At 67.1% G+C, this 24,800-nt stretch carries 23 protein-coding genes and 2 pseudogenes; 8 read left to right on the top strand and 17 right to left on the bottom strand.

What is annotated here, in order from left to right:
* On the bottom strand, positions 1-708 hold a 708-nt coding region (locus J0695_RS14705; RefSeq protein WP_206962471.1), incomplete at its 3' end, for a tyrosine-type recombinase/integrase.
* A 558-nt stretch (positions 709-1,266) separates the two neighbouring features.
* Between J0695_RS14705 and J0695_RS14700 the strand changes: the two genes are divergently transcribed.
* The gene (locus J0695_RS14700; RefSeq protein ID WP_206962470.1) at positions 1,267-2,478 is read left to right on the top strand and encodes an IS110 family RNA-guided transposase; all 1,212 of its coding nucleotides are present in this window, start codon (positions 1,267-1,269) and stop codon (positions 2,476-2,478) included.
* A gap of 83 nt (positions 2,479-2,561) precedes the next feature.
* Positions 2,562-2,912 (top strand): annotated as a pseudogene (locus J0695_RS14695) (transposase); the annotation flags it as partial.
* Here J0695_RS14695 and J0695_RS14690 read toward each other — a convergent pair.
* From J0695_RS14690 to J0695_RS45180, 4 genes are all read right to left on the bottom strand, one after another.
* Complete coding sequence (locus J0695_RS14690) at positions 2,905-3,393, bottom strand: hypothetical protein (protein ID WP_206962469.1); 489 nt, start codon at positions 3,391-3,393, stop codon at positions 2,905-2,907. The pseudogene J0695_RS14695 and the gene J0695_RS14690 sit on opposite strands and share 8 nt — an antisense overlap.
* A gap of 297 nt (positions 3,394-3,690) precedes the next feature.
* Positions 3,691-3,939, bottom strand: a complete 249-nt coding sequence (locus J0695_RS14685) for a hypothetical protein (RefSeq protein ID WP_206962468.1) — start codon at positions 3,937-3,939, stop codon at positions 3,691-3,693.
* A gap of 103 nt (positions 3,940-4,042) precedes the next feature.
* Positions 4,043-4,522, bottom strand: a complete 480-nt coding sequence (locus tag J0695_RS14680; protein WP_206962467.1) for a hypothetical protein — start codon at positions 4,520-4,522, stop codon at positions 4,043-4,045.
* The gene (locus J0695_RS45180) at positions 4,519-4,644 is read right to left on the bottom strand and encodes a hypothetical protein (protein WP_277989988.1); all 126 of its coding nucleotides are present in this window, start codon (positions 4,642-4,644) and stop codon (positions 4,519-4,521) included. The genes J0695_RS14680 and J0695_RS45180 overlap by 4 nt, the downstream gene beginning before the upstream one ends.
* On the opposite strand from J0695_RS45180, the gene J0695_RS14675 reads away from it, so the two are divergent.
* Positions 4,637-4,807 carry a hypothetical protein gene (locus tag J0695_RS14675; RefSeq protein WP_242552666.1) on the top strand — a complete coding sequence of 57 codons (171 nt, stop codon included), beginning with the start codon at positions 4,637-4,639 and terminating at the stop codon, positions 4,805-4,807. The two genes, J0695_RS45180 and J0695_RS14675, sit on opposite strands and share 8 nt — an antisense overlap.
* 530 nt (positions 4,808-5,337) lie before the next feature.
* Here J0695_RS14675 and J0695_RS14670 read toward each other — a convergent pair.
* The 3 genes from J0695_RS14670 to J0695_RS14660 all read right to left on the bottom strand — a co-directional run bounded on the left by J0695_RS14670 (position 5,338) and on the right by J0695_RS14660 (position 7,301).
* Positions 5,338-5,742: a hypothetical protein gene (locus tag J0695_RS14670; RefSeq protein WP_206962466.1), complete on the bottom strand. Its 405-nt coding sequence runs from the start codon at positions 5,740-5,742 to the stop codon at positions 5,338-5,340.
* Between the two features lie 12 nt (positions 5,743-5,754).
* Positions 5,755-6,585, bottom strand: coding sequence for an IS5 family transposase (locus tag J0695_RS14665; RefSeq protein ID WP_206962465.1), 831 nt, complete (start codon positions 6,583-6,585; stop codon positions 5,755-5,757).
* Between the two features lie 179 nt (positions 6,586-6,764).
* A complete protein-coding gene (locus tag J0695_RS14660; RefSeq protein ID WP_206962464.1) occupies positions 6,765-7,301 on the bottom strand; it encodes a dihydrofolate reductase family protein in 537 nt (178 codons plus the stop codon).
* A gap of 602 nt (positions 7,302-7,903) precedes the next feature.
* On the opposite strand from J0695_RS14660, the gene J0695_RS14655 reads away from it, so the two are divergent.
* Positions 7,904-11,440, top strand: coding sequence for a DNRLRE domain-containing protein (locus tag J0695_RS14655; protein ID WP_242552665.1), 3,537 nt, complete (start codon positions 7,904-7,906; stop codon positions 11,438-11,440).
* A 183-nt stretch (positions 11,441-11,623) separates the two neighbouring features.
* On the opposite strand, the gene J0695_RS14650 is transcribed toward J0695_RS14655, so the two are convergent.
* Positions 11,624-12,241: an SMI1/KNR4 family protein gene (locus J0695_RS14650; protein WP_206962463.1), complete on the bottom strand. Its 618-nt coding sequence runs from the start codon at positions 12,239-12,241 to the stop codon at positions 11,624-11,626.
* A gap of 59 nt (positions 12,242-12,300) precedes the next feature.
* Here J0695_RS14650 and J0695_RS14645 point away from each other — a divergent pair, with 59 nt between their 5' ends.
* Positions 12,301-12,540, top strand: coding sequence for a hypothetical protein (locus J0695_RS14645; protein ID WP_206962462.1), 240 nt, complete (start codon positions 12,301-12,303; stop codon positions 12,538-12,540).
* 66 nt (positions 12,541-12,606) lie between these two features.
* On the opposite strand, the gene J0695_RS14640 is transcribed toward J0695_RS14645, so the two are convergent.
* From J0695_RS14640 to J0695_RS14630, 3 genes are read right to left on the bottom strand one after another with little or no spacing between them, the layout of a single operon-like run.
* Complete coding sequence (locus tag J0695_RS14640) at positions 12,607-13,272, bottom strand: contact-dependent growth inhibition system immunity protein (protein ID WP_206962461.1); 666 nt, start codon at positions 13,270-13,272, stop codon at positions 12,607-12,609.
* Positions 13,273-13,281: 9 nt separating this feature from the next.
* Positions 13,282-14,547 carry an RNase A-like domain-containing protein gene (locus J0695_RS45390; RefSeq protein WP_206962460.1) on the bottom strand — a complete coding sequence of 422 codons (1,266 nt, stop codon included), beginning with the start codon at positions 14,545-14,547 and terminating at the stop codon, positions 13,282-13,284.
* Positions 14,544-14,774, bottom strand: coding sequence for a hypothetical protein (locus J0695_RS14630; RefSeq protein ID WP_206962459.1), 231 nt, complete (start codon positions 14,772-14,774; stop codon positions 14,544-14,546). The genes J0695_RS45390 and J0695_RS14630 overlap by 4 nt, the downstream gene beginning before the upstream one ends.
* A gap of 253 nt (positions 14,775-15,027) precedes the next feature.
* Between J0695_RS14630 and J0695_RS14625 the strand changes: the two genes are divergently transcribed.
* Complete coding sequence (locus J0695_RS14625; RefSeq protein ID WP_206962458.1) at positions 15,028-15,873, top strand: IS5 family transposase; 846 nt, start codon at positions 15,028-15,030, stop codon at positions 15,871-15,873.
* A gap of 137 nt (positions 15,874-16,010) precedes the next feature.
* Here J0695_RS14625 and J0695_RS14620 read toward each other — a convergent pair.
* Positions 16,011-16,633 (bottom strand): annotated as a pseudogene (locus J0695_RS14620) (DUF5655 domain-containing protein).
* Between the two features lie 137 nt (positions 16,634-16,770).
* Between J0695_RS14620 and J0695_RS14615 the strand changes: the two are divergent.
* Both J0695_RS14615 and J0695_RS14610 read left to right on the top strand, forming a co-directional pair.
* On the top strand, positions 16,771-17,028 hold the full coding sequence (locus tag J0695_RS14615; RefSeq protein WP_242552664.1) for a helix-turn-helix domain-containing protein: 258 nt from the start codon (positions 16,771-16,773) through the stop codon (positions 17,026-17,028).
* 1,494 nt (positions 17,029-18,522) lie between these two features.
* Positions 18,523-19,899 carry an MFS transporter gene (locus J0695_RS14610; protein ID WP_206962457.1) on the top strand — a complete coding sequence of 459 codons (1,377 nt, stop codon included), beginning with the start codon at positions 18,523-18,525 and terminating at the stop codon, positions 19,897-19,899.
* A 59-nt stretch (positions 19,900-19,958) separates the two neighbouring features.
* Here the strand turns inward: J0695_RS14610 and J0695_RS14605 are convergent, their stop codons facing one another.
* From J0695_RS14605 to lnt, 4 genes are all read right to left on the bottom strand, one after another.
* Positions 19,959-21,857 carry a helix-turn-helix domain-containing protein gene (locus J0695_RS14605; protein WP_206962456.1) on the bottom strand — a complete coding sequence of 633 codons (1,899 nt, stop codon included), beginning with the start codon at positions 21,855-21,857 and terminating at the stop codon, positions 19,959-19,961.
* Positions 21,858-21,897: 40 nt separating this feature from the next.
* Positions 21,898-22,689, bottom strand: a complete 792-nt coding sequence (locus J0695_RS14600; RefSeq protein WP_206962455.1) for a 3-hydroxybutyrate dehydrogenase — start codon at positions 22,687-22,689, stop codon at positions 21,898-21,900.
* A 56-nt stretch (positions 22,690-22,745) separates the two neighbouring features.
* Positions 22,746-23,228: an NUDIX hydrolase gene (locus tag J0695_RS14595; protein ID WP_206962454.1), complete on the bottom strand. Its 483-nt coding sequence runs from the start codon at positions 23,226-23,228 to the stop codon at positions 22,746-22,748.
* A gap of 9 nt (positions 23,229-23,237) precedes the next feature.
* On the bottom strand, positions 23,238-24,800 hold a 1,563-nt coding region (gene lnt / locus J0695_RS14590; protein ID WP_206962453.1), incomplete at its 5' end, for an apolipoprotein N-acyltransferase.

Genomic DNA, 24,800 nt, shown 5'->3' with positions numbered 1-24,800 from the left:
CCGTGCAGCAGATCGACTTCGCCGCCGGCCCCTTCCCCTGGGCGGCGGGCTTTCGCCGTCCTGGGTTATCTGCCGGTCGACATACAGCGTGCCGGCGGCGAAGTCGATCTGCTGCACGGTCACCGCACTGGCCTCGCCGATGCGCAGACCGCACCCCGCCATCAACCACACCAGAAGCCGATAGGGTCCGGGGAGCTGGTCCGCGATGGCCTGGATCTCGGCCAGCGTCGGGAGGTGAATCACCTTCCTCTTATTGCGTCTTGCTTGTCTGCGGCCGACCCTCACGTGCTGGCATGGGCTCTTGGGCAGGTAGTCGTTGGCGACGGCATAGCTGAACACCCCGCTCAGCGTCCGGTACCGGTTCAGCGCCGTGCTCGACTCGTAACCGCGCACCTCGACCATCCACTGCAGCCACCCGTACAGATCCTTCGGCTTGACCGCACCGATGGGCAGGCTCCGAAAGTACGGCTTCACATGGAGGCGAAGGCTCGTCTCGTACTGATATCGGGACCCGTTGACCCGCTCACCGCAGTCGATGAACTCCCGGTACACATCGACCAACGTCCGCACGGGCCCTGCAGAACTGACGCACTCGCGATGGGCCTTCGCCTGCTCCACCTGCTCGGCGAAGGCATCCGCCTGCGCCTTCTCCTCGAACGAGGCTTCGCGCTGGCGCCCTGCACGGCCTCCGGGCTCGCGGTAGCGCACCGTCCACCCGTGTCCGCAACTGTCCTGGCCACAGGGGTAGTTCCGGTTGCTGCTGTCGGTCTTGCACTTTTGAAACACACGCGCCAATGACCCAACCCCATCCACATCCAGCCGACATGCACGCTCCCCCCCATGCCCGGATGCGGGATACAGCCACACCACAAAGGGCTCAAACTGCTCTTAATCGGCTAAGCCGGTGCAAACAACCTGCTCATGGGCAGGGTGGACAGCCCGTCCACCGCGGAGCGAGAAGGAGCTGCTTCGACCGGCCGAAAACAGTGTCTTGGCCGCTCCCCGTTATGTTCTTCGCGGTTCCGCAACGGGACCGCTGGCCTCCGGGCCTGGCATGACTTTGTCCCCCTGTCGAACGGATGACCTGGGGGGGGTGGTGTCACCGGGCCCGGGAGGTGCCGTCGGAGACGCTGATGAGAGGTCCGGCCACCGCCTGGTCCGGCGCAATGCCGGGCAGTTCGCGGGCGGCAGGTCTGCATAACGTGGATGCGCGCGTACGACACCGAAGCCGAGGCCGGTACCGTTCAACTCCCCTGGAGAGGCGCGATGTTCGACACCGAAGACGTGGGCGTGTTCCTCGGCCTGGACGTCGGCAAGACGGCCCATCACGGCCACGGGCTGACCCCGGCCGGGAAGAAGGTCTTCGACAAACCGCTGCCCAACAGCGAGCCGAGGCTGCGGGCCGTCTTCGACAAGCTGACCGCAAAGTTCGGCACCGTCCTGCTGATCGTGGACCAGCCCGCATCCATCGGTGCCCTGCCCCTGACCGTGGCCCGGGACGCGGGCTGCAGAGTCGCCTACCTGCCCGGTCTCGCGATGCGGAGGACCGCCGATCTCTACCCCGGCGAGGCGAAGACCGACGCGAAGGACGCCGCGGTCATCGCGGACGCGGCCCGCACCATGCCGCACACCCTGCGCTCGCTGGAACTCACCGACGAGATCACCGCCGAACTGACCGTGCTGGTCGGCTTCGACCAGGACCTCGCCGCCGAGGCCACCCGCACCAGCAACCGCATACGCGGTCTGCTCACCCAGTTCCACCCCAGCCTCGAACGCGTCCTGGGCCCTCGCCTCGACCACCAGGCCGTCACCTGGCTCCTGGAGCGTTACGGCTCCCCGGCCGCCTTGCGCAAAGCCGGACGTCGCAGGCTCGTCGAGCTGATCCGGCCCAAGGCCCCGCGCATGGCCCAGCGGCTGATCGACGACGTCTTCGACGCGCTCGACGAACAGACCGTCGTCGTGCCCGGCACCGGCACCCTCGACATCGTCGTCCCCTCCCTGGCCGCCTCGCTCACCGCCGTCCACACCCAGCGCCGGGCCCTGGAAGCCCAGATCAACACCCTGCTGGAGGCCCACCCTCTTTCCCCGGTCCTGACGTCGATGCCCGGCGTCGGCGTCAGGACCGCCGCCGTCTTGCTGACCACCGTCGGCGACGGCACCAACTTCCCCACCGCCGGACACCTCGCCTCCTACGCCGGCCTCGCCCCCACGACGAAGTCGTCGGGCACCTCGATCCACGGCGAACACGCACCCAGAGGCGGAAACCGCCAGCTCAAACGCGCCATGTTCCTGTCCGCCTTCGCCTGCATGAACGCCGACCCCGCCTCCCGCACCTACTACGACCGCCAACGCGCCCGCGGAAAGACCCACGCCCAAGCCCTCCTCCGCCTCGCCCGCCAACGCATCAGCGTCCTGTTCGCAATGCTCCGCGACGGCACCTTCTACGAATCACGAACACCGCAAACCACCACAGCCTGATGCCTCACCCCTTGACGAAGGACATAGAGGCACCCCCCCGTTACCGTTTTCGTGGCTCCGCAATGGGGCCTCCGGTCTTCGGGTCCGGCGCACGGATCCTGATCGAAGTCGGCGACGGCAGCACCTTCCCCACCGCCGGCCACCTCGCCGCCTATGCGGGACTCGCCCCAGCGACCCGCAACTCGGGCTCCTCGATCCGCGGCGAGCAACCCTCCCGCAGAGGAAACAAGCAGCTCAAACGGGCCTTCTTCCTCTCCGCGTTCGCCGCCCTGGGCGACCCTGCCTCCCGGGCCTACTACGACAAGAAGATCAGCCAGGGCAAGCACCACACCCAGGCCCTGCTCTGCCTCGCCCGACGACGAGCCGACGTCCTCTTCGCGATGCTCCGCGACGGCACCTTCTACGAACCCCAGCCAACCGCAGAGGTCACTTGACCGGCGGTTTCGCCAATAGATCCACCTGGTCGCTCTCGACATCGAACCCGAGGACCGGATGGCCGGGAGAGCCGCCCTCGCAATACATGACCACCGGCTTACCCAACCGCCGCCCGATCACGGTGAGGAAGCCGCAGAGCACGTCGAGTCGCTCCTGGCCCTGGAGTTCCCGCAGATCAACATCGAAGTCGATCTCCTCCACCGAATAGAAACGGAAGATCGCCAATACATCGGCAGTCGGCCAGACCCGCAGTTCCGCGCACTCCGCGTCAGCAGGGCGAGACAGTACTGCCTCCGCGCGAGGCACCGGAAACACCGTCTCGCCTTCGGAGTACTGGCACAACCAGCCGCTCCCGCCGACGAGATCGAGGACCGTCTGCCAGTCCTCCACCGAGGTATCGGGAACAAGCACGTCCGGCAACGACCCCATCAGATCAGGGTCGAAGAAGCTCTTGACGTCGTCCCACAGCAGATCAGCCACTCCACCATCCTGCCCGCCTCGCCCTCACCACGCAGACCGATTTACTTGACCAAACTCATAGGGGCACCCCCCACCTGCGCAGCATGGTGGGGGGAGAGCGGAGAGTCATCAAGGGCCGGAGGCGGACATGGCCGAGCGGGCACGACGGCGTACGGCAGCGCGCAGACGTCGCGAGCTCAAGCAGCGCGCCGCTCTGGCCGCGGCAGTCCTCGTTGGTGTGCTGGTGTTCGCCTGGGCCTTCCTCGGCGCCGCAGCCCTGTCCGCGGGCGGCGCACTCGGGTACGTCCTGTGGAGTGCTCATCGGCGTGTACGTGCCGGCGATAACACCTGGCGCGAGCAGGAGCGCCGGGGCGCCAGTGTGGCCATCGTCTCCACCGCCAGCAGCTGATCGACGAGCCCGTCCTCGGCAACCAGGGGTGCGCGCAGGAGTTCCACTGCTCGGCTCGCGTCGTCGAGGAAGAGGCCAAGTCCGGGGATCGCGGCGCGGCGCACCAGGAGGTCGGCGTCCGACGCGTAGGCGACAAATTCCTCCGCACGCGCGCGCATGACGATCACGCTGCCCGTGTAGTCCGGGCCGTGGCCGTCGCCGCAGTAGTACTCCCGGTCGCACCGCTGGCCGCGGAGGAATAGTCAAGACCTGTGGATCAAGTCAGCTTGGCTGGTGCGGGTGTTGTAGTCGGCGGCTCGCTGCGTTGCGAACGCGGCGGGTACGTCCGCGTTCAGTCAGCAGTCGGAGGGCCTCGGGTGAGGTCACGATCTGGGTGGTCGCGGCCATGCGCTGGAACCAGTCGGATGCGCCGGTGAGCTCCTCGGCGGCCCATGGCTCGCCCAGGGAGATGGTTCTGAGCAGGGTCCACTCGCGCAGGCGGCAGGTGAGGAAGTCGCGCTCCGCGATCACCGCGGTCATGGTCCGCGCCCAGGAAGCGAACTGGGGATCGGTCAGCAGGTCCGCGGCCCGGCGGTCCAGGTGGCGGCCCACCGCGCTGTCCGCCATCGTCTTATCTTCGTCATGTAGGACGGTGGCCACCAGGTCGGTCTCGTCCGCTTCGGCGACGGTCTCCAGGGCCTGCAGATAGCGGGCGAAGCGCCGGTGCTCGGCGAGCTCCTCGTCGATGCGGGGGCCGGTCATGCCGCCTTCCCTTCCGGCCGCTCGACGAGGTGGCCGCGTTCGAAGTGGGCGCCCGCCCAGACCGTGTACGAACTGGGAGTCGTCCCGGAACAGCCCGCCGAGGAGTGGACCGGCTTGGTCATCGACATCACCGATGCCCACGGGAAGCGCCTGTACAGGGAATGGACCTATGAGAAGATCGCGACGGCGTCGGAGCGCGCACGGGCGGAGACCAACGCGACCATCGTAACCGTCCACAACGAGACGCCGACCACAGGTCGTTCAGAGCATGAGACAGGTGAGTAGCGGGTCGTGCCCCGCCGAGTGGTGTAGGGATCCGGATCGCTCGGGTGCGGATCTGGAGCCCGGCGGCCACGTGCGCGAACGCCTGGCTCCGCGCGCACCGCCGCTCACCACGGTCGACGCCGGACTGTGGCGCCGCCGCAGCCTCGTCGCTGCTGTGGTCTGCGGAGTCCTCAACTCCGCATCCCTACGCCACTTCACGGGACGCGACCGAGTAGCGAGCGCGCGGAGAGTGCCCCTGCATACTCACCCGGGGCTTCGGCAGGATCTGACCGGGACGGCCTGGGCCCCGCATTTGAGCGCCACCCTTCGATGGTTCCCCATGCCTCGGCGACTGTCGGAGCGAAGGGCGGCCAGGACGCTGTGGTGGAAGCCTGGATCGTCCAGCTCCGAGCTGAGTCGTGTCGGTCGCCGGTTTGCGATCTGGTGCTTTGTCAGTGCCTGTTCCTACTCTGAGAGGGCGGGTTGTGAGTCTCTGCCCGGTTCGTCTTTGCATCGGGGTCAGGCTTGCTGGTCAGTGGCGTGGAGTGAGGTCACTGGTGGTGCAGGGCGAACAAGCCGGGCTCGGTCTCGGTGACCAGTCCGTGGCCGACCAGGCGCTTGAGCTTGAAGCGCATGCCCTCCACGTGCTTGGGCTCGATGCCGAGGTCCAGGGCCTGGCACAGGTCGCGGACGCGCCAGGGAGTCCCGGCGTCGCCGAGCGCGGCGAGGATGTGCTGGTAGGCGGGGTTGTCGGGCACGTTCGGGTTCCGTGCGTTCCCGTCCTCGCCCTGGTCCAGGGCGAGGACGACCTTGCGGGCGATGGCGAGTTCGACCAGTTCGCCCTCCAACTTGCTTAGGCGGCCGACGAGTTGCTCCATCTCGGTGCGCGTCCGCTCGGCCTCGGCAGCGACGGTCTGCTCGCGGTCGGTGATCCTCTCCAGCGTCGATCTCGGCATCTGCCCGCCCTTCTATGCTCCGCGCCAGGTCGGGGTCCTGGTGCCGGTCAGGCGGCGGACCATGTTGGCGCTTATGGCCCAGTACACGCGCGATTCGGAGGACACCTGGCTGGACTCGTAGTCGCGCACCAGCCGACAGTGCAGCATCAGCGTGCCGAGAGTCTGCTCGACTCTCCACCGGATCGGCTGCGGCACGAAGCCGACCTGCTGCGGGTTTCTCTGCACGATCTCCACGTCGATGCCGAGCCGGGCGCCGTGGGCGACCACGGCTGTCTTGAACCCCTGGTCCACCAGGGCCTTGTTGACCGTTACGGCCTGCGCGGCGACCCTGGTCAGCAGCGCGGTGCCGACCAGGTTGTCGTGCGCGCTCGCGGCGAACACCACCACCGCGATGATCAGTCCCATGACGTCGACCGCGATCCCACGCTTGCGGCCCGGCACCTTCTTACCCGCGTCCTTGCCGGTCGTGGACGCCGGCACGTTCACCGCCGCGTGCACGCTCTGGGTGTCAAGCACCACCAGGCTCGGGTCCTCCGCCCGGCCCGCCGCCTCCCGCACCCCACAGCGCAGAAGCTCGTGGATCACCTGGTCGAGGCCCTCGTCACGCCACCGGTAGAAGTAGTACTTGACCGCCGTGGCCGGCGGGAAGTCCGCGGGCAGCAGGCTCCACTGGCAGCCGGAACGGTTCTGGTAGAACAGGGCGTCGACGATCCGGCGCATCTCGTAGCGCCCCTGGTGGCCACTGACCGAGGGGTGCGCCGCCTTCCACGCGGTGATCACGGGCTCGATCAGCGCCCACTGCGCGTCCGTGGTGTCGGTGCAGTACCCGCGGCGCTCGCTCATCGCACCAGCCCAGCACCACCGCCCCCGGCACGCAGCCGATTGCGGTCGGCGTCACCGAAACGCGCGATGACAAACCAGAGCGAACCCCATCAATCCGCGCCAGCGGCTACATCCGCCCCCGACGCAAAGACGAACCGGACAGAGACTCACATTCGTCTCCCGCCCTGTAGAAACGAAGCCTAGGCCGGCTGATAGGTGAGGTGGAGCACGCCGGTGCTGAAGGCCTCCGAACCCACGAGCTTGAGCGGCACCTGCCCGCCCGCGGAGTCGAAGAGGCGCTGGCCGCTGCCCAGGACGATCGGGCAGACGAACAGGGCCAGTTCGTCGAGCAGCCCCTCGGCCAGCAGCCAGCGCACCAGCGTGGTGCTGCCGGAGACGTTGATGTTCTTGCCCGGCCGCGCCTTGAGACTGGTGATCTCCTCGACGAGGTTTCCACTGATCAAGGTCGAGTTCTGCCAGTCGGCGCTCTCCAGGGTCCTGGAGACGACGAACTTGGCGACGTTGTTCATGCCCGACGCCATCGGGTTGTCTGCGCCCGAGAAGGCGTCGGCGAAGGTCTGATAGGTGACGCGTCCGAGCAGCATGGCGTCCGCCGCGGCGATTCGCGCCCCGATGGCCTGTCCGACCTCCGCACTGGCGTAGGCGAAGCTCCACTTCTCCGGGGCCTCGACGACACCGTCGAGCGATATGTGCAGGCCGGCAACGATTTTCCTCATGACGTCTCCTTCAGTAGGGTGCTCCGGTTTGCCGTTCGTAGAGTCAGACTGCACCGCGACGCGGAACTCATCGATCCCGCGGCCCCCACTTCGCACCGGCCTGCCGTTCGGCACCCCCGTAGAGGCCCTCGACTGCGCTGCCGGCCTCATCGGGGGTAGTGGTGGCGTGCGCCCGCAAGGGAAGTCCCGCGAGTCCGTCACACCGGAGGCAGAAGGCGAAAGGCCACACTCGCGGGCTCTGGTTGGTGCGGGAAGAGACCTGTACCCGCCGTTGCCCCAGCATCGCCATGCGGGTCAGCGTCACACTCGCACCATCTCCGAGACAAGTGGGCCTGATCCCGATTCAAAGACGAATCGGGCAGAGGCTCACAACCCGCCCTCTGAAGCCCCCACGCCTGCCCATGACTTGGCACAGCAAACGCACAGCCTGATGAGTCTGTAGGACGTCACAGGTGCAAGCGGTGGGCCTCGGTGGGATTGCCCAGGCAACCATGAGTCATGTCTCAGCGGTGACCGACTCCCATTTGGGTCAGTAGCTTTACTTGGCATTTACGGTCTCTTGGTGATCGCTTACGACGGGCGATTCGGAAGGGACACACGAGTTGAGTACGCACATATCCGGGCGCACTGCGCGCTCCAGACGCCGAAGGACCCAAGTCGCCGCGCTGGCAGCACTGCTGCTGGCCGCCGATGTCACCCTGACTGCTGGTCAGACCGCGGCTGCCGACCCGGCCCAGAGCAAGACCAGAACTGCGCGGGCCGAGCAGCCGTCCGCGGACGACATTCGCGCGTCCGACCTGGCCTGGGCCACCCAGCACAGCAAGGGCGGCATCCCCTGGGCGCTCGCCGAGGCGAAGAGGACGGGGAAGAAGACGCTCGCCCCGGACGAGACCACACCCACCAGCCTCACCTTCGCCAACCCCGATGGCACGCTGGCCTCAGAGGTCACTGCAGGGCCCGAGCGCATGGAGCGGGATGGCAAGTGGATCGACGTGGATGCGACGTTGACGACCACCGCCGACGGCGGTGTACAGGCCAAGGCGCACCCGCAGGGCCTGACTCTCGCCTCCGGCGGCGGCACCCCGGCCACGTCACTCAAGGCCGCTCAGGATGACGCGGGCCGTGATCTGGTCACCCTGGGTACGGGTGATGAGCAGGTGACGTTGCAGTGGAAGGGCGGTCTGCCCCAGCCCGTCCTTCATGGGACCACCGCCACGTACAAGGATGCGGTGCCCGGAGCTGATGTGGTGGTGAAGGCCACTCGTACCGGGTTCGAGCAGTTCGTGAACCTCGATGCCAAGCCGGCGGTCGGTGATTACACCTACACGCTGCCGCTGAAGGCCAAGGGCCTCAAGGCCACGGCGCAGAAGGGCGGTTCGGTGCTGTTCACCGACGCCACCACTGGCGCGGAGAGGGCGACCATGCCCGCTCCGATGATGTGGGACGCGAGCGTGGACGAGGTCTCGGGCAAGCACGAGCACCGGGCCCCGGTCGGGATGAAGGTCGTCGACAATGGCGGCGGGAACATCGACCTGCAGGTCACTCCTAACGCTGCGTTCCTCGCCGACCCCAGCACGCAGTACCCGGTCACCGTGGATCCCTCGACCTCCGCGCTCGGCAACACCTTCGACACCTATGTGCAGCAGGGCGAGACCACCGACCTCGGCGGCGAGACCGAACTCGACTTCGGCAACCCCGGCACGAAGAATGCGGACGGCACTCCCCGCCTCGCGCGCACGCTCATGAGCTGGAACACCGAGCCGTTCGCCGACGCGCTCGTCTCCTCCGCCAGCGTGCAGCTGTACAACTTCCACTCCGGCGCCACCGACTGCAAGGCACAGAGCTGGACGGTGTGGAACACCGGCGACAACTCCGGCGCACGGTGGACCAACCAGCCCACATGGATGCAGCAGTACGCCACCTCCACCCAGACCGCTGGCTACCCGGCCGGCTGCACCAATACCACCGACGGCTGGATCAAGGCAGATGTGACCGACCTGGTGAAGGTCTGGGCGTCGGCGAAGCAGACCCGCGGTTACATGGGGATCCGTGCCGCAACCGATGACGTCAAGGGCTGGAAGCGGGTCAACTCCCGGAACGCGACGGCGAATCAGCCGAAGCTGACGGTCAACTACAACTACCGTCCCGGCGACGGCACCGCCCAGCAGGCCGGCGCCCCGTTCAAGTCGTATGCCGGTGTGTGGGCGGTCAACTCGACCACCCCCACCCTGCGCGACAAGTTCGCGGACGCGGACGGTGACAAGGTCAACGGGACCTTCCAGGTCTACGATGCCGCGACGAACAAGCCCATCACCACCCCCGCCGGTGACGGCGCGATTGTCTCCGCCGACGTCGCTCCCGGCGCCTGGGCCTCGGTGAAGGTCCCCGCCGGGCAGCTCGTGAACGGCAAGACGTACAAGTTCCGTACCAACTCCTACGACGGCGCCCACTACAACCTGAACTGGTCGCCCTGGCGCGAGTTCGTCGTCGACACCACCGCACCCGGCGTCCCGGCGAAGATTGCCTCGACCGACTATCCTGCGGGCGCGTGGACGCCGAACAAGGGTGATGGCAACTTCGACGTCACCCCTCCGGCCGGTGACGATGCCCGAGGCATCGAAAGCCGCACCAACGGCGGTACATGGAGTGCTGAGAAGCCCGCCGTTGCCGGAAAGACCACCACAGTGACCGGCACGCCCGGTGAGCGTGGGATGAACCGCACCGAGGGCCGTGCGGTCGACAGGGCGGACAACAAGGGCTCGGAGAAGGTCTACGACTACGGCACTGGCAAGAAGCCGATCAGCGGCGACACTGCCATACCGGACGGCGGCGACACCGCAGACCCCATCCCGGAGGAAGAGCCTTACGAGACGGAGGACGTGCCGAAGAAGCAGGCCTCCCCTGATGGCGTCGTGACAGATCCGAAGCCGGGGGACAGGAGCAACTGCTACAAGACCGACAGCTCTGACATCGAGATGTGCCAGAGCCGTACGTACAACGCCGAGATCAAATCGGCTGCGAAGGCACTTCCGCCGCCCACCAATCCTCTCGTCACCTGGTGCAGCGACCCGGCAATCGGCGGATACACGCTCACTCGCACTGAAGGCTGCCACAAGATCGGCGTAGTGGTCGACTGGTGGCAGATCAGCACCAATCAGCCGCCCAAGCACATCGGCACCGCCATCTTCCTCGTCCGTGAAGAGATGAAACTGGACAACAAGGCTGAGTGGCACCAGCGGAACTTCATCAGCCCGCTGTCCATCGACGGTGCGCTGGGGACGGTGACTCTCGACTACTGGGATGTCACTTGCGGGGGCGACACCGTCTGCGACAAGGAGCTTGTCGGCCCCGAATTCACCGGCCCGACCTCCTGGACGATTGCCTCGTCAGTGACCGAGCAGACCGTCCAGACTCGCAAGTTCACCTGGAAGACAGCTGCCCTCGGCAAGGAACAGGACTTCGACCGAGGCAACTTCCTCGGCTTCAAGGCGACCGGTGCGCCCGGCGCGGTGAAGATCACCGAACCGAGCTGGGTGTTCTGGGGCCAGGTCCGCTGCGACCAGAAGATGCCGAATGCGGCGTCCGTCGGCTGTGTCTTTCCCAAGTACACGCCAACGTTCAACCTGAAGCAGAAGTACGCCGAAGGTGCCGCGCTCTACTACATGGAGATGCGCGACAAGCTGGACTGGAATCCCGGCAGCGAGAAGGACAACAGTCCACTGCACCGCGAATTCGACAAGGAAAAGAAGATCGCCAACCGCGGTGTGGTCTGCCCGGACAAGGGTCAGTACGCTCTGGTCCCGCACCCTCTGGCGACCGGTGACAGTAAGGCAACTCAGTGCGACGAGTACGCCTTCGCTGCCTCCAAGGAGAGCGGCGGATCGCAGGCGGGCGTCACGAACGGTACACAGTGTCTCCAGGCGTATGCCCGTAAGGACGCTGACGGCAAATGGCGTCTCTACGACGACATGAGGGCGCCGAACACCGCACCCACCTACACGGAGAAGTGCGCCCGCGCCACCATGGCCGGTGCCCAGAACGAGCGTGCCGGCTCCCGCCTCTCGGGCTTCTACACCAAGCAGCGAATGCTGGACGACGATGCGTACTTCATCGACGTCCCCGGTCTGGTCAGGCCGTAGCAAGTAGGCAGGAGAAGCCCCCTCTTGCAGTCTCTGCGGGAGGGGGCTTCTTGTGCCCTGATACGAACACTCGGTGGTGGCAATTGCCATCGGAGGCTTCGACAGGATGGAGGCAGCGTTGAGTGCGCTGGCCGACGAGTCGGTGAGTGGCGCGAGCAGCGCCGGGCAGAGGATCCCGGATTACTAGTCCGGGATCCTCTCCAACTTCCAGTTGAGGTAACTGGGTGGGCCTTCGTCCAGCTGAGGAACGTACGCGTACTGGCGCGAATATGGCATGGGGGAGCCGGACTCCAGAGCCTCAGCCATCAACCTGATCATCTCCCCCAGATTCTTCCAGCGGACCGCGGTGACCTCGTTGCCCTCGTAGTCGACCTCGATGATGTTGCCGTAGGTGTCGCCGGGGCGGTGGTCGATGAGGAGGCTCTCCCCCGTGTTCGTACCGGCGATGGGGAGCCACAGCGGGTCCGCCCACGGATCGAGAATCCACTGCTCGGGATCCTCGTCCCGCTGCTCGTTGAACTCTTCGAGCATCATCTCCATGTGCTCCGGCCCGCCCTTGAGTGCTTCGACGTCGTACGGGACGTAGCGGTCGGGCCAGATGGAGGCGTCGTACATGGGGGCGCCGGCGTGGATTCCGAGCCACTGCACAAGATGCGGATGGAGCGGATATGGGATGGCGTCCTGGAGGGACTGGACGGCCTCGTCGGAGGCAGGCGGGTGTAGCTCGGAGAGCTCACTGGTGCACTGGTGCTGTCGGAGCCAGGCCTCGATGCGCTCCCAAGCAGGTATGAGGTCGTTCATGGCCGCATCGTGCCACACGGCGGCAATCGCCCTTTCGCCCGCAGTAGAAGGAGAAGCGGATGTATCGCACCGTCGGCCTGTGGGCCACGACCATCACGGTGTTTTGTCTCGGCGTGATGGCGGTGATGTGGGTGATGTTGCCGGACACCGTGACTCCGCCTGCGGGCCCGCCCCCGGAATGCGGCAAGATCGTGGCCGACGTGCTGAAAGACAAGGCCAAGGCCCAGGAGGCGGGCCAGGCGAAGGACTCCGCGATCCCGGCCGAGTGCATCGATGAAGCTAAAAGCGCCGGACTCTGAGGAGTGCAGCGACTGTTGTTGATGCGCGGCCATGGCTTCCCTGGTGCGAGTAGCTCAGGAAGGTGTTCAGGACTTCCCGTGTTGAGCGGTGGCTACCTCGACATTTTCGAGCCACTTGCGGAGAGTCATCCCAGGGGGTGGTGAAATCATGAGACCGAGAGTCTGGGCCGCCTGCCTCATCTCGGTGTTTGAAGGGTTCAGCATCATGAACTCTTCGAGCTCTGAAGTTAGTTGCTGGGTTTCGGCGGAGGAGGAGTCTGAAAGATAATCATCAATGGCTTCCTCGTGTGAGCTGTATTCGAGTGAGAAGTTCTGATGGAAGTAGGCGGTGAGGAAGTGTGCCAGGCCGGGGAACTTCTCTCGCCACTCCCACGAGGTCTCGGGGCGGGTCGGCGAGCCGTCGGCCGGTGCCTCGGCAGGACGCGTCAGATGGTGCCGGATGATGCGCAGCGACTCCTCGACGCTGCCGCCCTGCGGGGGAGTGACATGCGGCAGGAGCTCGATGTCATCGGCGAGTTCATCGCTGAAGAGCCCAGTGGTCAGGAGGTCGTCGATCTCTTCTACGGCTGCAGCTACCCGTGCTGAGTCGCGACCGGCAGACCGCTGATACGCACTCAGTGCAGCACCTGGACGATCCGCTGTGTCGTCGAACTCGTTCCCGGTCACCTCATACGAGCGAAGGAGCTGTCGGAGCTCCCGGAAGCGATCACCCATGTACGTGTTCCTGTTCATACTCTTCAGCTACTTCGGAATGGGATAGGAGGTGAGGACCCGGTACCCTGCTTCCGCAGAAGGGGCACGTTTGAGAACCACCTGTACCCCGTCCACCCATTCCGCAGGCAGCCCATTGCGGAAATTTGAACGCGTCAGGCTCATGCCGGTCCGTTCGTCGAAATATGTCGGAGGTAGCTCCATCTTCCGCTTGTTCCCGGCCAGCCATGCCTCAATGTCCTTCTGCTGTTTCAGCATCGCCGCATCGGTGAACTTCTGCGCGGACGCCTCATCAACGTAGCGTGAGACGACGTCCAGGTTGGGCTCCGCACGCAGGCGAGCACGCAGGCGAGCACGCAGATCCTGGGTAGTCACCTCTGCATGCCTGGCGAGCGTGTGTGATCCGTTCTTACCCTCATCGCCCGCAACATCCGCCCGGTGCTTGGGCTGAACCGGGCCTTTACGCTTACTGCGAGGCCAGGCGTTGGGCTCGCCGTCCCGAAGCAACGGGCCGGGAAACGGAATCCCGGAGTCGGCAAGCGCCAGCCTGGGCCCGCCGACGTTGATGACAACACCCTTGAAAAGGTACGGAATACCGCCAGCGTTCTTGATTGCCTGGTACGTAGCCCCCGTGCCGCCCAGCCCTCCACCCATCAGCGCACCGGCAATGGCGGCGTGGCGGGCCTCGTCCAGGTTGATCCCCGACTGCATCCCCGCGGCCAAACGCATGGGCTGGGCGACGGCGAGGTCGACGGTAACCGACTCGATGCCGGCGATCGCCGCCGTGGCCAGGACGGTCCCGGCGATGGTGGCTACCTCGGTGGTGACCGCGACACCGAGGGTGGTACCGAGTTCGACGATGGTTGCTGCGGCGGCACCCGCCGCGAGCTCGGTTATCCCGGCAGTGAAGAAGGCAAGGCCGGTTCCCACCACGATGGTGGCGCCGACGATAGCGAGTTCGTTCTCCAACTGCTTCTTGGCGCCGGCGACGGAGTCGGCGTACTTGTCCAAGGCGGTACTCATGTCGCGGGCACCGTCACTGAGATCCTTCAGCCAGCCTCGGCCTTCGTGGTAGTAGCGACGCCAGAACACGTCGAACGCGTCGATCGACTCACCCTTGTTGTGCTCGATGAGCGAGCGGGCCGCATTGTTTGAGATACCCGTGAGGTTCTCTACCGCGTCCGCGAACGTACGCCACGCTCTTGCCGCGTCGCGGACCTTGCCCTCGTCGGCGTCGGGCCACCACATGCCGGTGAGGTCCTGGACGATCTCCCGGGTCTTGTCGGCGCCACTCACTTCGAGTCGCCTTCGTGCTCCTTCTTGATCTTGCCGAACATGGTGCGGACAAGCTCTTCGTTGTCGATGTGACCGTCCGCCATGTCGACCATGCCGAGGTAGATGCTGGTCAGGCCGGTGGTAAGGATTTCGGCCGACGCTTCGATCTGCTTGAGGTGGGGTGCATAGGCGGCGCTGAACGCCGCACCCTGCTCATCGTCTCCCCAGGGAGCTCCGGCATCAGCCACTTGAGATCCTCGGTCTTAGAGGACGTTCGTGTCATCTATGCGTCGGTTTGGGGTAGTTGGGTCGCGCCGGGATTCGTCGTGTACAGGTAGAACACGCGATATGTCTCTTCAGCTGAAAGCGCGCCCGATCTTGCGCTTCGCCCTGGTTTCTCCCGATAGCTCCTGTCCGGTTCGAGTACGCCCCTGAAGTTGGCTTTTGCCTCGCTCGATCGAGCGATATGCCCGGTTGAGGAACTCGTGCATGAGTAGTCCCATGACCTCTTCGCAGCAGCGCGAGCCGTACCTGAGCGATCTCTCCGATGCCCGCTGGGCGTTGATGGAGCCGACCTTGACGGCCTGGCGGGCCGAGCGGCAGAAGACCTCCCTCAACCTCGGCGGCAAGGTCACTGACCTGCGGGAAGTCATGAACGCGATCCTCTTCCTCAACCGGACAGGCGTCCCCTGGCGCTACCTTCCGCACGACTTCCCGCCGCACACTACGGTGTTCGGCTACTTCAGCGCCTGGAGCGCCGACGGCACCATCGAGAAACTCGGCCTCCACCTGCACCGGATGGTCCGTGAACAGGCAGGACGCACCGCCGAACCCACCGCCTGCGTCATCGACGCGCAGAGCGTCAAGACCGCACCCAGTTTCCCCACCGACACCCAGGGCGCCGACGCCGGCAAGAAGATCGTGGGCCGCAAACGCAGCATCGTTGTCGACACCCTTGGCCTGTTATTGCTGGTCATCGTGACGGCCGCCAGCGTCTCCGACAACGAAGCCGGCAAGCAGCTCCTCACCCGCGTCGCCGCCGATCACCCCACGATCACCAAGGCGTGGGTCGACACCGGCTGCAAGACCCAGGCCATCGAGCACGGCGCCGCCCTCGGCATCGACGTCGACGTCGTCCCGAGAAACACACAGGTCAAAGGCTTCTCGGTAGTCGCACGCCGCTGGGTAGTGGAACGAATTTTCGGCTGGATCATGATGCACCGCCGCCTCGCCCGCGACTACGAGACCAAACCAGCCCACTCCGAGAGCATGATCCGCCTCGCGATGATCTCCAATCTCGCGAAACGAGCAACCGGCGAAACACCCATAACCTGGCACAACCCATGAACTATCCCGTCTTCAACCGGAACGTCCTCTTATAGCTCCACCGCCACTCCCTGACCGCCCCGTCGAAAGGCAGCACCACGACAGCAGCCCACAACGACACATCCCGGCCACACACGACCGCGCCGGCCATCAGCCCGCTACGCCACGGCGTAGCTGAGGCGGAACAGATCCTGGGCGCGCTCCAGATCCCGCTCCGAACGCAGCTGCAACTCCAAGTCACCCGTGCCGTGGTGACCGAGCCCCGTCACGTCCCGGGCGAAGCCCGCAACGAGGTCGACCTCCTTCGGGTCGACCTTGAGGTAGACGAGGATCTTGGTCTGCTGCGGCGCGAGGACGCACGCGAAGTTCCGCAGCCTCTGGTAGGCCGCGTACTGCTTGCGCTGCACCCGGGTGACGCCAGCCCCGAGACCAGTCAGCGCGCCTCGTCGACCGCCACAGCCAGCTCGGTCATCGCACCGCCTGGTCGACGAACAGTCGTCAGTTCGGGCCCACGCCGTCGACCCCGGCGGACAACGGCCGACTGCCCGGTCACCGACGCCACGGTCTCCAGACCGATGTGGTCACTGCCGTAGTACCGGTAGCGGACCAGATCGATGCTGCGCCGGTGCTGCCGTACGGCATGCGCGTCGTAGCGGGTGAAGTCGCCGGCCACACAGATCAGTCGAGGTGCACTCCACAGGATCTGGGAAGCGGCCGCCGTCCCGAGCCGGTCGCGGACCAGCCCCCGGAGAGCATCCTTGTGGGTCGTCAGCCAGGCCATGTAGTAGAGGCCCTGGTTGATCACGCCTCAGTCCCACCACTCCCCCTGCACGACCACGATGCCAGAGGGGAACCCCATTGAGCTCAGGGATATTTCCGCCACCGAACTTCGTCGCGAGAAGGACAGAGCAAGCAGTCATGCCCACACAGCACAACGCAATGCCGGATGCCCAGTACAGCCCCACCCATATCCGCGCCACGTGGAGCGGGACCGGGAGTGTGAAGGAGGCATCCAAGGCATTCGGATTCTCACGCGCAAAGGGCTACGACCTGATTCGCCAGGGCAAGTTCCCGTGCCGCGTACTCCATATCGGCCGCAGCACACGTGTCGTCACGGCGTCCCTGCTCCGAGTGCTCGAAAGCGGCGAGCCGGAGTTCAACGGTGCCCGCACCTGAGCCCGCGCACCCGCGCGATCTGTCACACGAACACTCGCCGGAACACACTGGTTGGCGCTCTTCGTGTCACATCCGCGTCACCAACTAGGCGGACTCCACTGAACGGAGGGAGCATGACCTGGGCTTATGAGACTGCCTTGGACTGGCTGGACGACCTAAGACGGTTCCGCCTACCTGTGCCATGTGGGACCGGATCGCGCCGTCGCCCAGAGTGGCCCGGCCCACGATCAGCAGTGGGCCAACCCCGCCGGCCTTCCAGACAGCGCCCCGAGCGCGGGAGGCCACAAAGCGGTCCACCCGCCCCCACCTGAAGGCCAGTCACCGACGCCTGCGCATCGCCCGGCAAGAAAACCCCAAGCAGGCCATCGCGACGATCGCCTGCGTCCGGCATCAACGCATCGCAGCCACGCCCAGTAGCCATCCCAGGCTTCGCCGAGTCAGCGGCCCCCAACACCCCTGCGGCCCCTCCCAGACGGCCATGCGCGCCGAGGTGTCACGCGTCATCCCGCTCGCCGCCTGCCCCCTGATACAAACCGAACCATCGCGGTCCAGCACACCCCGCTACCACCAAGATCCGGACCATACGCGGGCCAACTCACCACTTTGCCTCTGTCGGACCGACATCCTTGCTGGTCAGAAGGCTGCACCGCCTGTACCACCAGCAGACGAAGAACCTACTGGCACCCTGCCCAGGCGGCTGAGCGGGACCGCTCGGCACCACGAAATTCCCGGCGCCTCGCCACACTCGCGCAGTCAGGAGGTCGCCTGACCAGCAGGGCAACTCGTCTGATGACCCATCAGAACGAGCGTCAAATGAGCGTCAAGATGCCTCGTAGAGCGTCATTTCAGCGTGAAAATATCGCCCGTAACGCATATAACGCACATAACGCACACCACCCAAACCTGCAGGTCAGACGCCCTTTCGGCAGGCTCAAGGATCGCGACGCATTCCACATGATGGGTCATCGGGAAGGCGTCGAGGCTTAGCCAGTTCCGCCGGCCCCCACGAGGCCCAACGATTGGTCCCAGAGCCGCCCCCTCACCAAGAGCCCGAGCACTGCCAACGGCCCAACACGCACACGGGCAAGTTGCTGCCCGGCGCAGGTGCATGGATGCACGACGGCTCATCACCGAAGACAGCCTGCGGCTGTAGTGCCCGATCCCTCCGGAAAGCGCGATTTCAACTCAGCGTAGTCAGCACCAAGTCAGCACGGGAGAGGTGATCAGGGGTGCTGACAGGGGCTTTTAGTCAGCACGAATCCAGCACGGGCGTCTGCACCGGACCGCCAATTCATCCCGAACAGTGCAACTTGGACAGTGCCCTGGTCGGCCTTCCCGGGGCGGTCGCGACCGCCCTCGAACCACCGTCATGGGCGCGGCTCGCACACCTCGCACCCGAACTGTGGTGTCCCACCACATGTGCGCCTGACCTGGGCGTTCCTACGGTGTGGCGACTGGAATCCCGTCCCCGTCCCCCGCCCGGAAGTGACCACCATGGCCGCACCCACCGCACCACCCACCCCGCTCCGCAGCATGCGGAAAGTCGTCGCCGCCAGCCTCATCGGCACCACCATCGAGTGGTACGACTTCTTCCTGTACGGCTCCGCTGCCGCCCTGGTCTTCAACAAGCTCTTCTTCCCGGACTCCGACCCGCTCGTCGGAACCCTCCTCTCCTTCCTCACGTACGCCGTCGGCTTCGCCGCCCGCCCCCTCGGCGCCCTGGTCTTCGGTCATTACGGTGACCGGATCGGCCGCAAGAAGCTGCTGGTGGTCAGTCTGCTGATGATGGGCGCGGCGACCTTCGCGATCGGTCTGCTGCCCACCCATGCGACGGTCGGCGCCGCGGCTCCCGTGCTGCTGACCGTGTTCCGCCTCGTACAGGGGTTCGCGCTCGGCGGCGAGTGGGGCGGCGCCGTACTTCTCGTCTCCGAGCACGGAGACCCGAAGAGGCGCGGGTTCTGGGCCTCCTGGCCGCAGACCGGGGCGCCCGCCGGGCAGTTGCTCGCCACCGGTGTGCTGTCGGCGCTCACCGCGCTGCTGTCGGACGCGGCGTTCCTCTCATGGGGCTGGCGCGTACCGTTCCTGCTCTCCGGTGTGCTGGTGGGCGTCGGCTTGTGGGTTCGTCTCTCTGTCGATGAATCCCCCTTGTTCAAGGCCGCGTTGGCCCGGTCCGAGGAGCGCAAGGCGGCCAGCGACGTGGAGAGGATGCCGCTCGTGTCCGTGCTGCGCCACCACTGGCGCGACGTACTGGTGGCGATGGGCGCCCGGATGGCCGAGAACATCAGCTACTACGTCATCACCGCTTTCATCCTGGTGTACGCGACGACCTCAGCCGGCCTGAGCAAGCAGACCGCGCTCAACGCCGTACTCGTCGCCTCCGCCGTCCACTTCGCGGTGATCCCCGCCTGGGGCGCGCTGTCGGACCGCATCGGCCGAAGGCCCGTCTATCTGATCGGCGCGGTCGGCGTCGGGGCGTGGATGTTCCCGTTCTTCGCGCTCATCGACTCCAAGAGCTTCGGGAGTCTGCTGCTCGCCGTGACCGTGGGGCTGATCTTCCACGGTGCGATGTACGCGCCCCAGGCGGCCTTCTTCTCGGAGATGTTCGCGACCCGGATGCGCTACTCGGGTGCGTCGATCGGCGCCCAGTTCTCTTCGGTCGCGGCCGGCGCGCCCGCGCCACTGATCGCCACCGCGCTGCTCGCCGACTACGACAGCTCGACGCCGATCGCCCTGTATGTGATCGCGGCGGCGCTCCTCACCGTGGTCGCGATCGGCTGCGCCAAGGAGACCCGCAGCCGGGATCTCGAGAGCATCGCGGAGGACGCGGATCCGAAGGCGCCCGCGGGTGCGGTCGACGCCCGTATCGCCTGACGCCCGGCGAGGGGCGCCGTACGGACCGGATCCGTACGGCGCCCCTCGCTCTGTCGCGCTCAGCGCGCGGTGGCGGACGAAAGACCGTGCAGGCGCAGCGCGAGCTGGATCTCCAGAGCGCGGGCGGGGGACTGCCAGTCGGCGCCGAGGAGCCTGCCGATCCGCTCCAGCCGCTGCGCCACCGTGTTGACGTGGACGTGCAGGGTGTCCTTGGTACGCGCCGGACTCATCCCGCACGCGAAGTACGCGTCCAGGGTGCGGACCAGGTCGGTGCCGCGCCGTTCGTCGTACGACACCACCTCGCCGACCGTGCGCCCTACGAATCCCCCGATGTCCCCGGTATCGGCGAGCAGAAGGCCGAGGAATCCGAGGTCGTGCGCCGCCGCGCCGTCCCCCGACCTGCCGAGCAGACGCAGCGCCTCGATGCAGCGGCGGGCCTCCGCATAGGCGTCCGCCACTTCCTCGGTACGGGTCGCCGGCGCGGCCACCGGCGCCGATGCGCCGACCGTGACGTGTTCATGGAGCGCCCCGCCGAGGTGTTTGGCGCTCTGCCGGGCAAGTCCTGCCGGAGTGTCACCCGGCCCCAGCGGAAGCAGCAGTACGGTTCCGCCGTCGCGCGCCGCGGCCAGTCCGTGCCGGGTCGCCGCCAGATGCGAGGCGGCGGACCAGAGCCGCTGCCGGTCGGCGCTCTCCTGCTCCGCCGTTCCTGTTCTTTCCGGTACGTCGATCCGCGCGGCCAGCACCACGTGCGGCGCGTCCAGGTCGGCCCGCAGCCGTGCGGCGCGCTCGCGCAGCAGCCGCGGGTCGCGGTCCGGGGCGTCGAGGAGGTCGTCGAGCAGTTCCCCGCGTACCCGCTGCTCGGCCTCGCCCGCCGATCGGCGCGCGAGGAGCAGCAACGAGGTGACCAGGGCCGCCCGTTCCAGGGTACGCAGATCGACCGGGTCGAGGCCCGGCCTGCCGTGCAGGACCAGTGCGCCGAGGCGCTCACCGCCCGCCGAGACGGAGGCCACCCAGTCGTCTCCGTGCCGTGCCGCGTGCCCGTCCGCGCCCGCAGGACCGAAGTCGCCCTCGATGAACTCGACGCTGCCGTCGAGTACTTCGGCCACCGCGCCCGCCACGTCGTGCACACCGCCGCCGCGCAGCACCAGCTCGGTGAGCCGGTCGTGGACGTCCGACGCACGCTCGATGACCCCGCTGTGGTCCTGGATGATCGCGTTGGCCGTTTCGAGTTCGGCCAGTGCCGTGCGGGTCTCGGCGAGCAGATTCGCGGTGTCGATGGCCACGGCGGCGTGTGCCGCGAACGAGCCGAGGAGCGCGACCTGTTCATGGGCGAAGACCCTGGGCCTGCGGTCCGCGGCGAAGAGGACGCCGATGATCTGGCTGCCGAGGGTGAGCGGGACGCCGAGGATGGCGGCCAGGCCCTCGTCGCGCACCGCCGAGTCGATGCTCCGGGTGTGCTCGAAGCGCGGGTCGTCGAAGTAGCTCTCGGTGACGTAGGGCCTGGCGGTCTGGGCGACGAGCCCGCCGAGCCCTTCGCCCATGCCGAGCCTGAGCTGCTGGAAGCGGGCGGAGACCGAGCCCTCGGTGACGCGCATATAAGTGTCGCCGGCCGCCGGGTCGTTGAGGCAGAGGTACGCGACCTCCGTGCCGAGCAGCGAGCGTGCGCGCTGCACGATCGCCCGCAGGACCGCGTCGAGGTCGCGCAGTCCCGCCAGGTCGTTCGCGGTCTCGAAGAGCGCGGACAGTTCGGCCTCGCGCCGTCGCCGCTCCGCCAGTTCGGCCCGTACCCGCAGCGCGAGCTGTTTGGCGGACTCCAGGGCGGCGAGCGCCTCGGGTGCGGCGCCGTCGGCGCGGGCGAGGAGCACCGGGCGGTCGTAGGCCTCCGCGGCGGCTCCCCGTGCGAGAAGTTCGAGGTAGGGCATCTCGGCGGACCCGGCTTGCGGCTGATCGTGGGACATGGTCACAGAGATACCTGTCGCAGGGACGGCAGCGCCAGACCTAGTGCGCGGTCCAGCCTCCGTCGAGGGTGAGCGAGGTGCCGGTGACGAAGGAGGCGTGCGGGCCGCAGAGGTACGCGACGGCCTCGGCGACCTCCTCCGGTTCGATCAGGCGTTTGACCGCGGAGTCCTTGAGCAGCACCTCGGTGAGCACCTTCGACTCGTCGATGCCATGTGCCGCCGCCTGGTCCGCGATCTGCCGCTCGACGAGCGGGGTGCGCACATAGCCGGGGTTCACACAGTTCGACGTGACACCGTGCGGGGCGCCTTCGAGGGCGGCGGTCTTGGAGAGGCCTTCGAGTCCGTGCTTGGCGGTGACGTACGCCGACTTGTAGGCGGAGGCCCGCAGTCCGTGCACGGACGAGACGTTGACGATACGGCCCCACCCCTGCCGGTACATGTGCGGCAGTGCCCCTCTGATCAGCCGGAACGGCGCCTCCAGCATGACGGTGAGCACCGTGTGGAAGACCTCGGGCGGGAACTCCTCGATGGGGCGCACCAGTTGCAGCCCCGCATTGTTGACGAGGATGTCCGCGCCCGCCGCCGCCTGCTCCGCCGCGTCGAGGTCGGTCAGGTCCAGGACGTGAGGTGTCACGGACCCCGGCAGTCCTCTCGCCCGTACGACGAGCTCTTCGAGTCCGGCCGCATCGCGGTCGGTGGCCCTGACGTCGGCGCCCGCGGCTGCGAGCCGCAGCGCACAGGCGCTGCCGATGCCGCCCGCGGCTCCGGTGACGAGTGCGCTGCGGCCTGCGAGGTCGGGGCCGGCGGGACGGGGTGTGGTGGGCGCGGTCATGCTCCGCACCCTAGGCAGCGCTCAGGCTCCCCACCGATGTGGCCCACACCCATACTTCATTCCCCGGTGGTGGGGTCGAACCATGTGGGTTCGTCGACGAGCGCCCTCTTGATCCGCGTCAGGTCGAAGTCGGCGAGCTCGGGCGGCAGCGCATCGAGGGAGAACCAGCCCACGTCCAGGGACTCGTCGTCATTGACGCGCGCCTCGCCGCCGACGGCCCTGCACAGGAAGCTGGTGTCCATGAACTGGCAGCGGTCGCCGTTGGGGTAGCGGATCGGCTTCAGCGCCTGCACCAGGATGATCCGCTCGGGTACGCACCGTACGGCCGTCTCCTCGAAGACCTCGCGCACCGCGGTGGCTGCGGGCTGCTCCCCCGGCTCCGGAATGCCGCCGATGATGGCCCACTTGCCGGTGTCGGCGCGGCGGCCGAGCAGCACGCGCCCGGCGTCGTCGAGGACGACGACGCTCACGCCGGGCAGGAGCAGCAACTGGTGGCCCGCGGTGGCCCTGATGTCTCGGATGAAATCGGGTGTAGCCATGCCCCGACCCTAGCCGCGGGCCTTCCTGGCCTTGTACGTACGGGCCACGGACCAGCCGATACCGCCCACGCCGAGCGCCACGAGCAGCCATTCGGGCAGCGTGCCGAGCTCGGTGGCAGGGGTGGTCGAGGAGCGCTTGGGGACCTCGGCGACGAGCGCGTCGGCCGTGAACATCTTGGTCTTCTGCGCGACCGATCCGTCCGGCCGGATCACCGCGGTGACACCCGTGGTGACCGGGACCATGACGGCCCGGCTGTGCTCGACGGCCCGCACCCGCGACATCGCGAGCTGCTGGTACGTCATCTCGCTGCGGTCGAAGGTGGCGTTGTTGCTGGGTACGGAGATGATCTGCGCGCCCGCCTTCACCTGGTCGCGCACGGCCCAGTCGAAGGCGGCCTCGTAACAGGTGACAGGACCGATCTTGGTGCCCGCCATGTCGAAGACGACCGACTTCTTGCCGGGTGTGAAGTCCTGGTGCACCAGGTCGACATCGGAGCTGAAGATCCGGAAGAAGGAGCGGTAGGGCATGTACTCGCCGAAGGGCTGCAGTTGCCGCTTGTCGTACGTGGTCGTGGGGCCCTTCTCGGGATCCCACAGGATCTGCTCGTTGAGCAGTTCGCCCTTCTTGGAGTTGACGACCGCGCCGACCGAGATGGGCGCGCCTATCGCCTTGGCGGCCTCGTCGATGGCGTAGTACGCGTCGGCGTTGGCGTAGGGGTCGATGTCGGACGAGTTCTCCGGCCAGAGCACCAGGTCCGGCTGCTTTGCGCGCCCCGCCTTGACGTCGGCGGCGAGCTTCTTGGTCTCCCGTACGTGGTAATCGAGCACCGCGCGGCGCTGGGACGCGAAGTCGAGCCCCATCCGGGGGACGTTGCCCTGGATGAGGGCGACGGTGGTGGTGCCGTTCTCGGCGCCGTCGTCGACCAGGGGCAGTGCGGCGAGTCCGGCCGCGACGGGCGCCGCGGCCAGCAGGACCGCACCGGCGACCCCGCGCTCCCACACCCGGCGTTGCACCGCCAGTCGCCGTGCCAGTTCGCCGAGGCCGAAACCGCACAGGACGACGGCGAAGCCGAGCATCGGGGTGCCGCCGACCGCCGCCAGCGGAAGGAAGACCCCTTCGGGCTGGCCGAAGGCGACCTTGCCCCAGGGGAAGCCGCCGAACGGAACCCGGGCGCGGGCCGCCTCGACGGCGATCCACACCCCGGCCGACCAGAGCGGCCAGAGCGGCAGCCGGGACACGTACGCGATCCCGGCGCCGGCCGCGGCGACGAACAGCGCCTCAAGGGCCGCAAGTCCCAGCCAGGGGACGGGGCCGACCTCGACGCCCGTCCAGACGAGCAGCGGCAGGAGGAATCCGAGGCCCGCCAGATACCCCAGGCCGAAACCGGCCCTGACCCGGCGGCCGTGCATGACCAGGCCGAACAGTGCGAAGGCGAGGGGTGCGAGCCACCACAGAGGTCTCGGCGGGAAGCTGGCGTACAGCAGCAGGCCGGAGGCTGCGGCCAGGACCGGCCTCAGCAGCTTCCGGTACCGGGGGACCGGCGCGGGCGGAGGGGCGGGGGCCTCGACAGG

Origin of the sequence: Streptomyces beijiangensis, assembly GCF_017315755.1 — a bacterium.
GTDB lineage: Bacteria > Actinomycetota > Actinomycetes > Streptomycetales > Streptomycetaceae > Streptomyces > Streptomyces beijiangensis.
The sequence above is the reverse complement of the archived record's forward strand: the minus strand, read 5'-3'. Positions and strand labels throughout refer to the sequence as shown.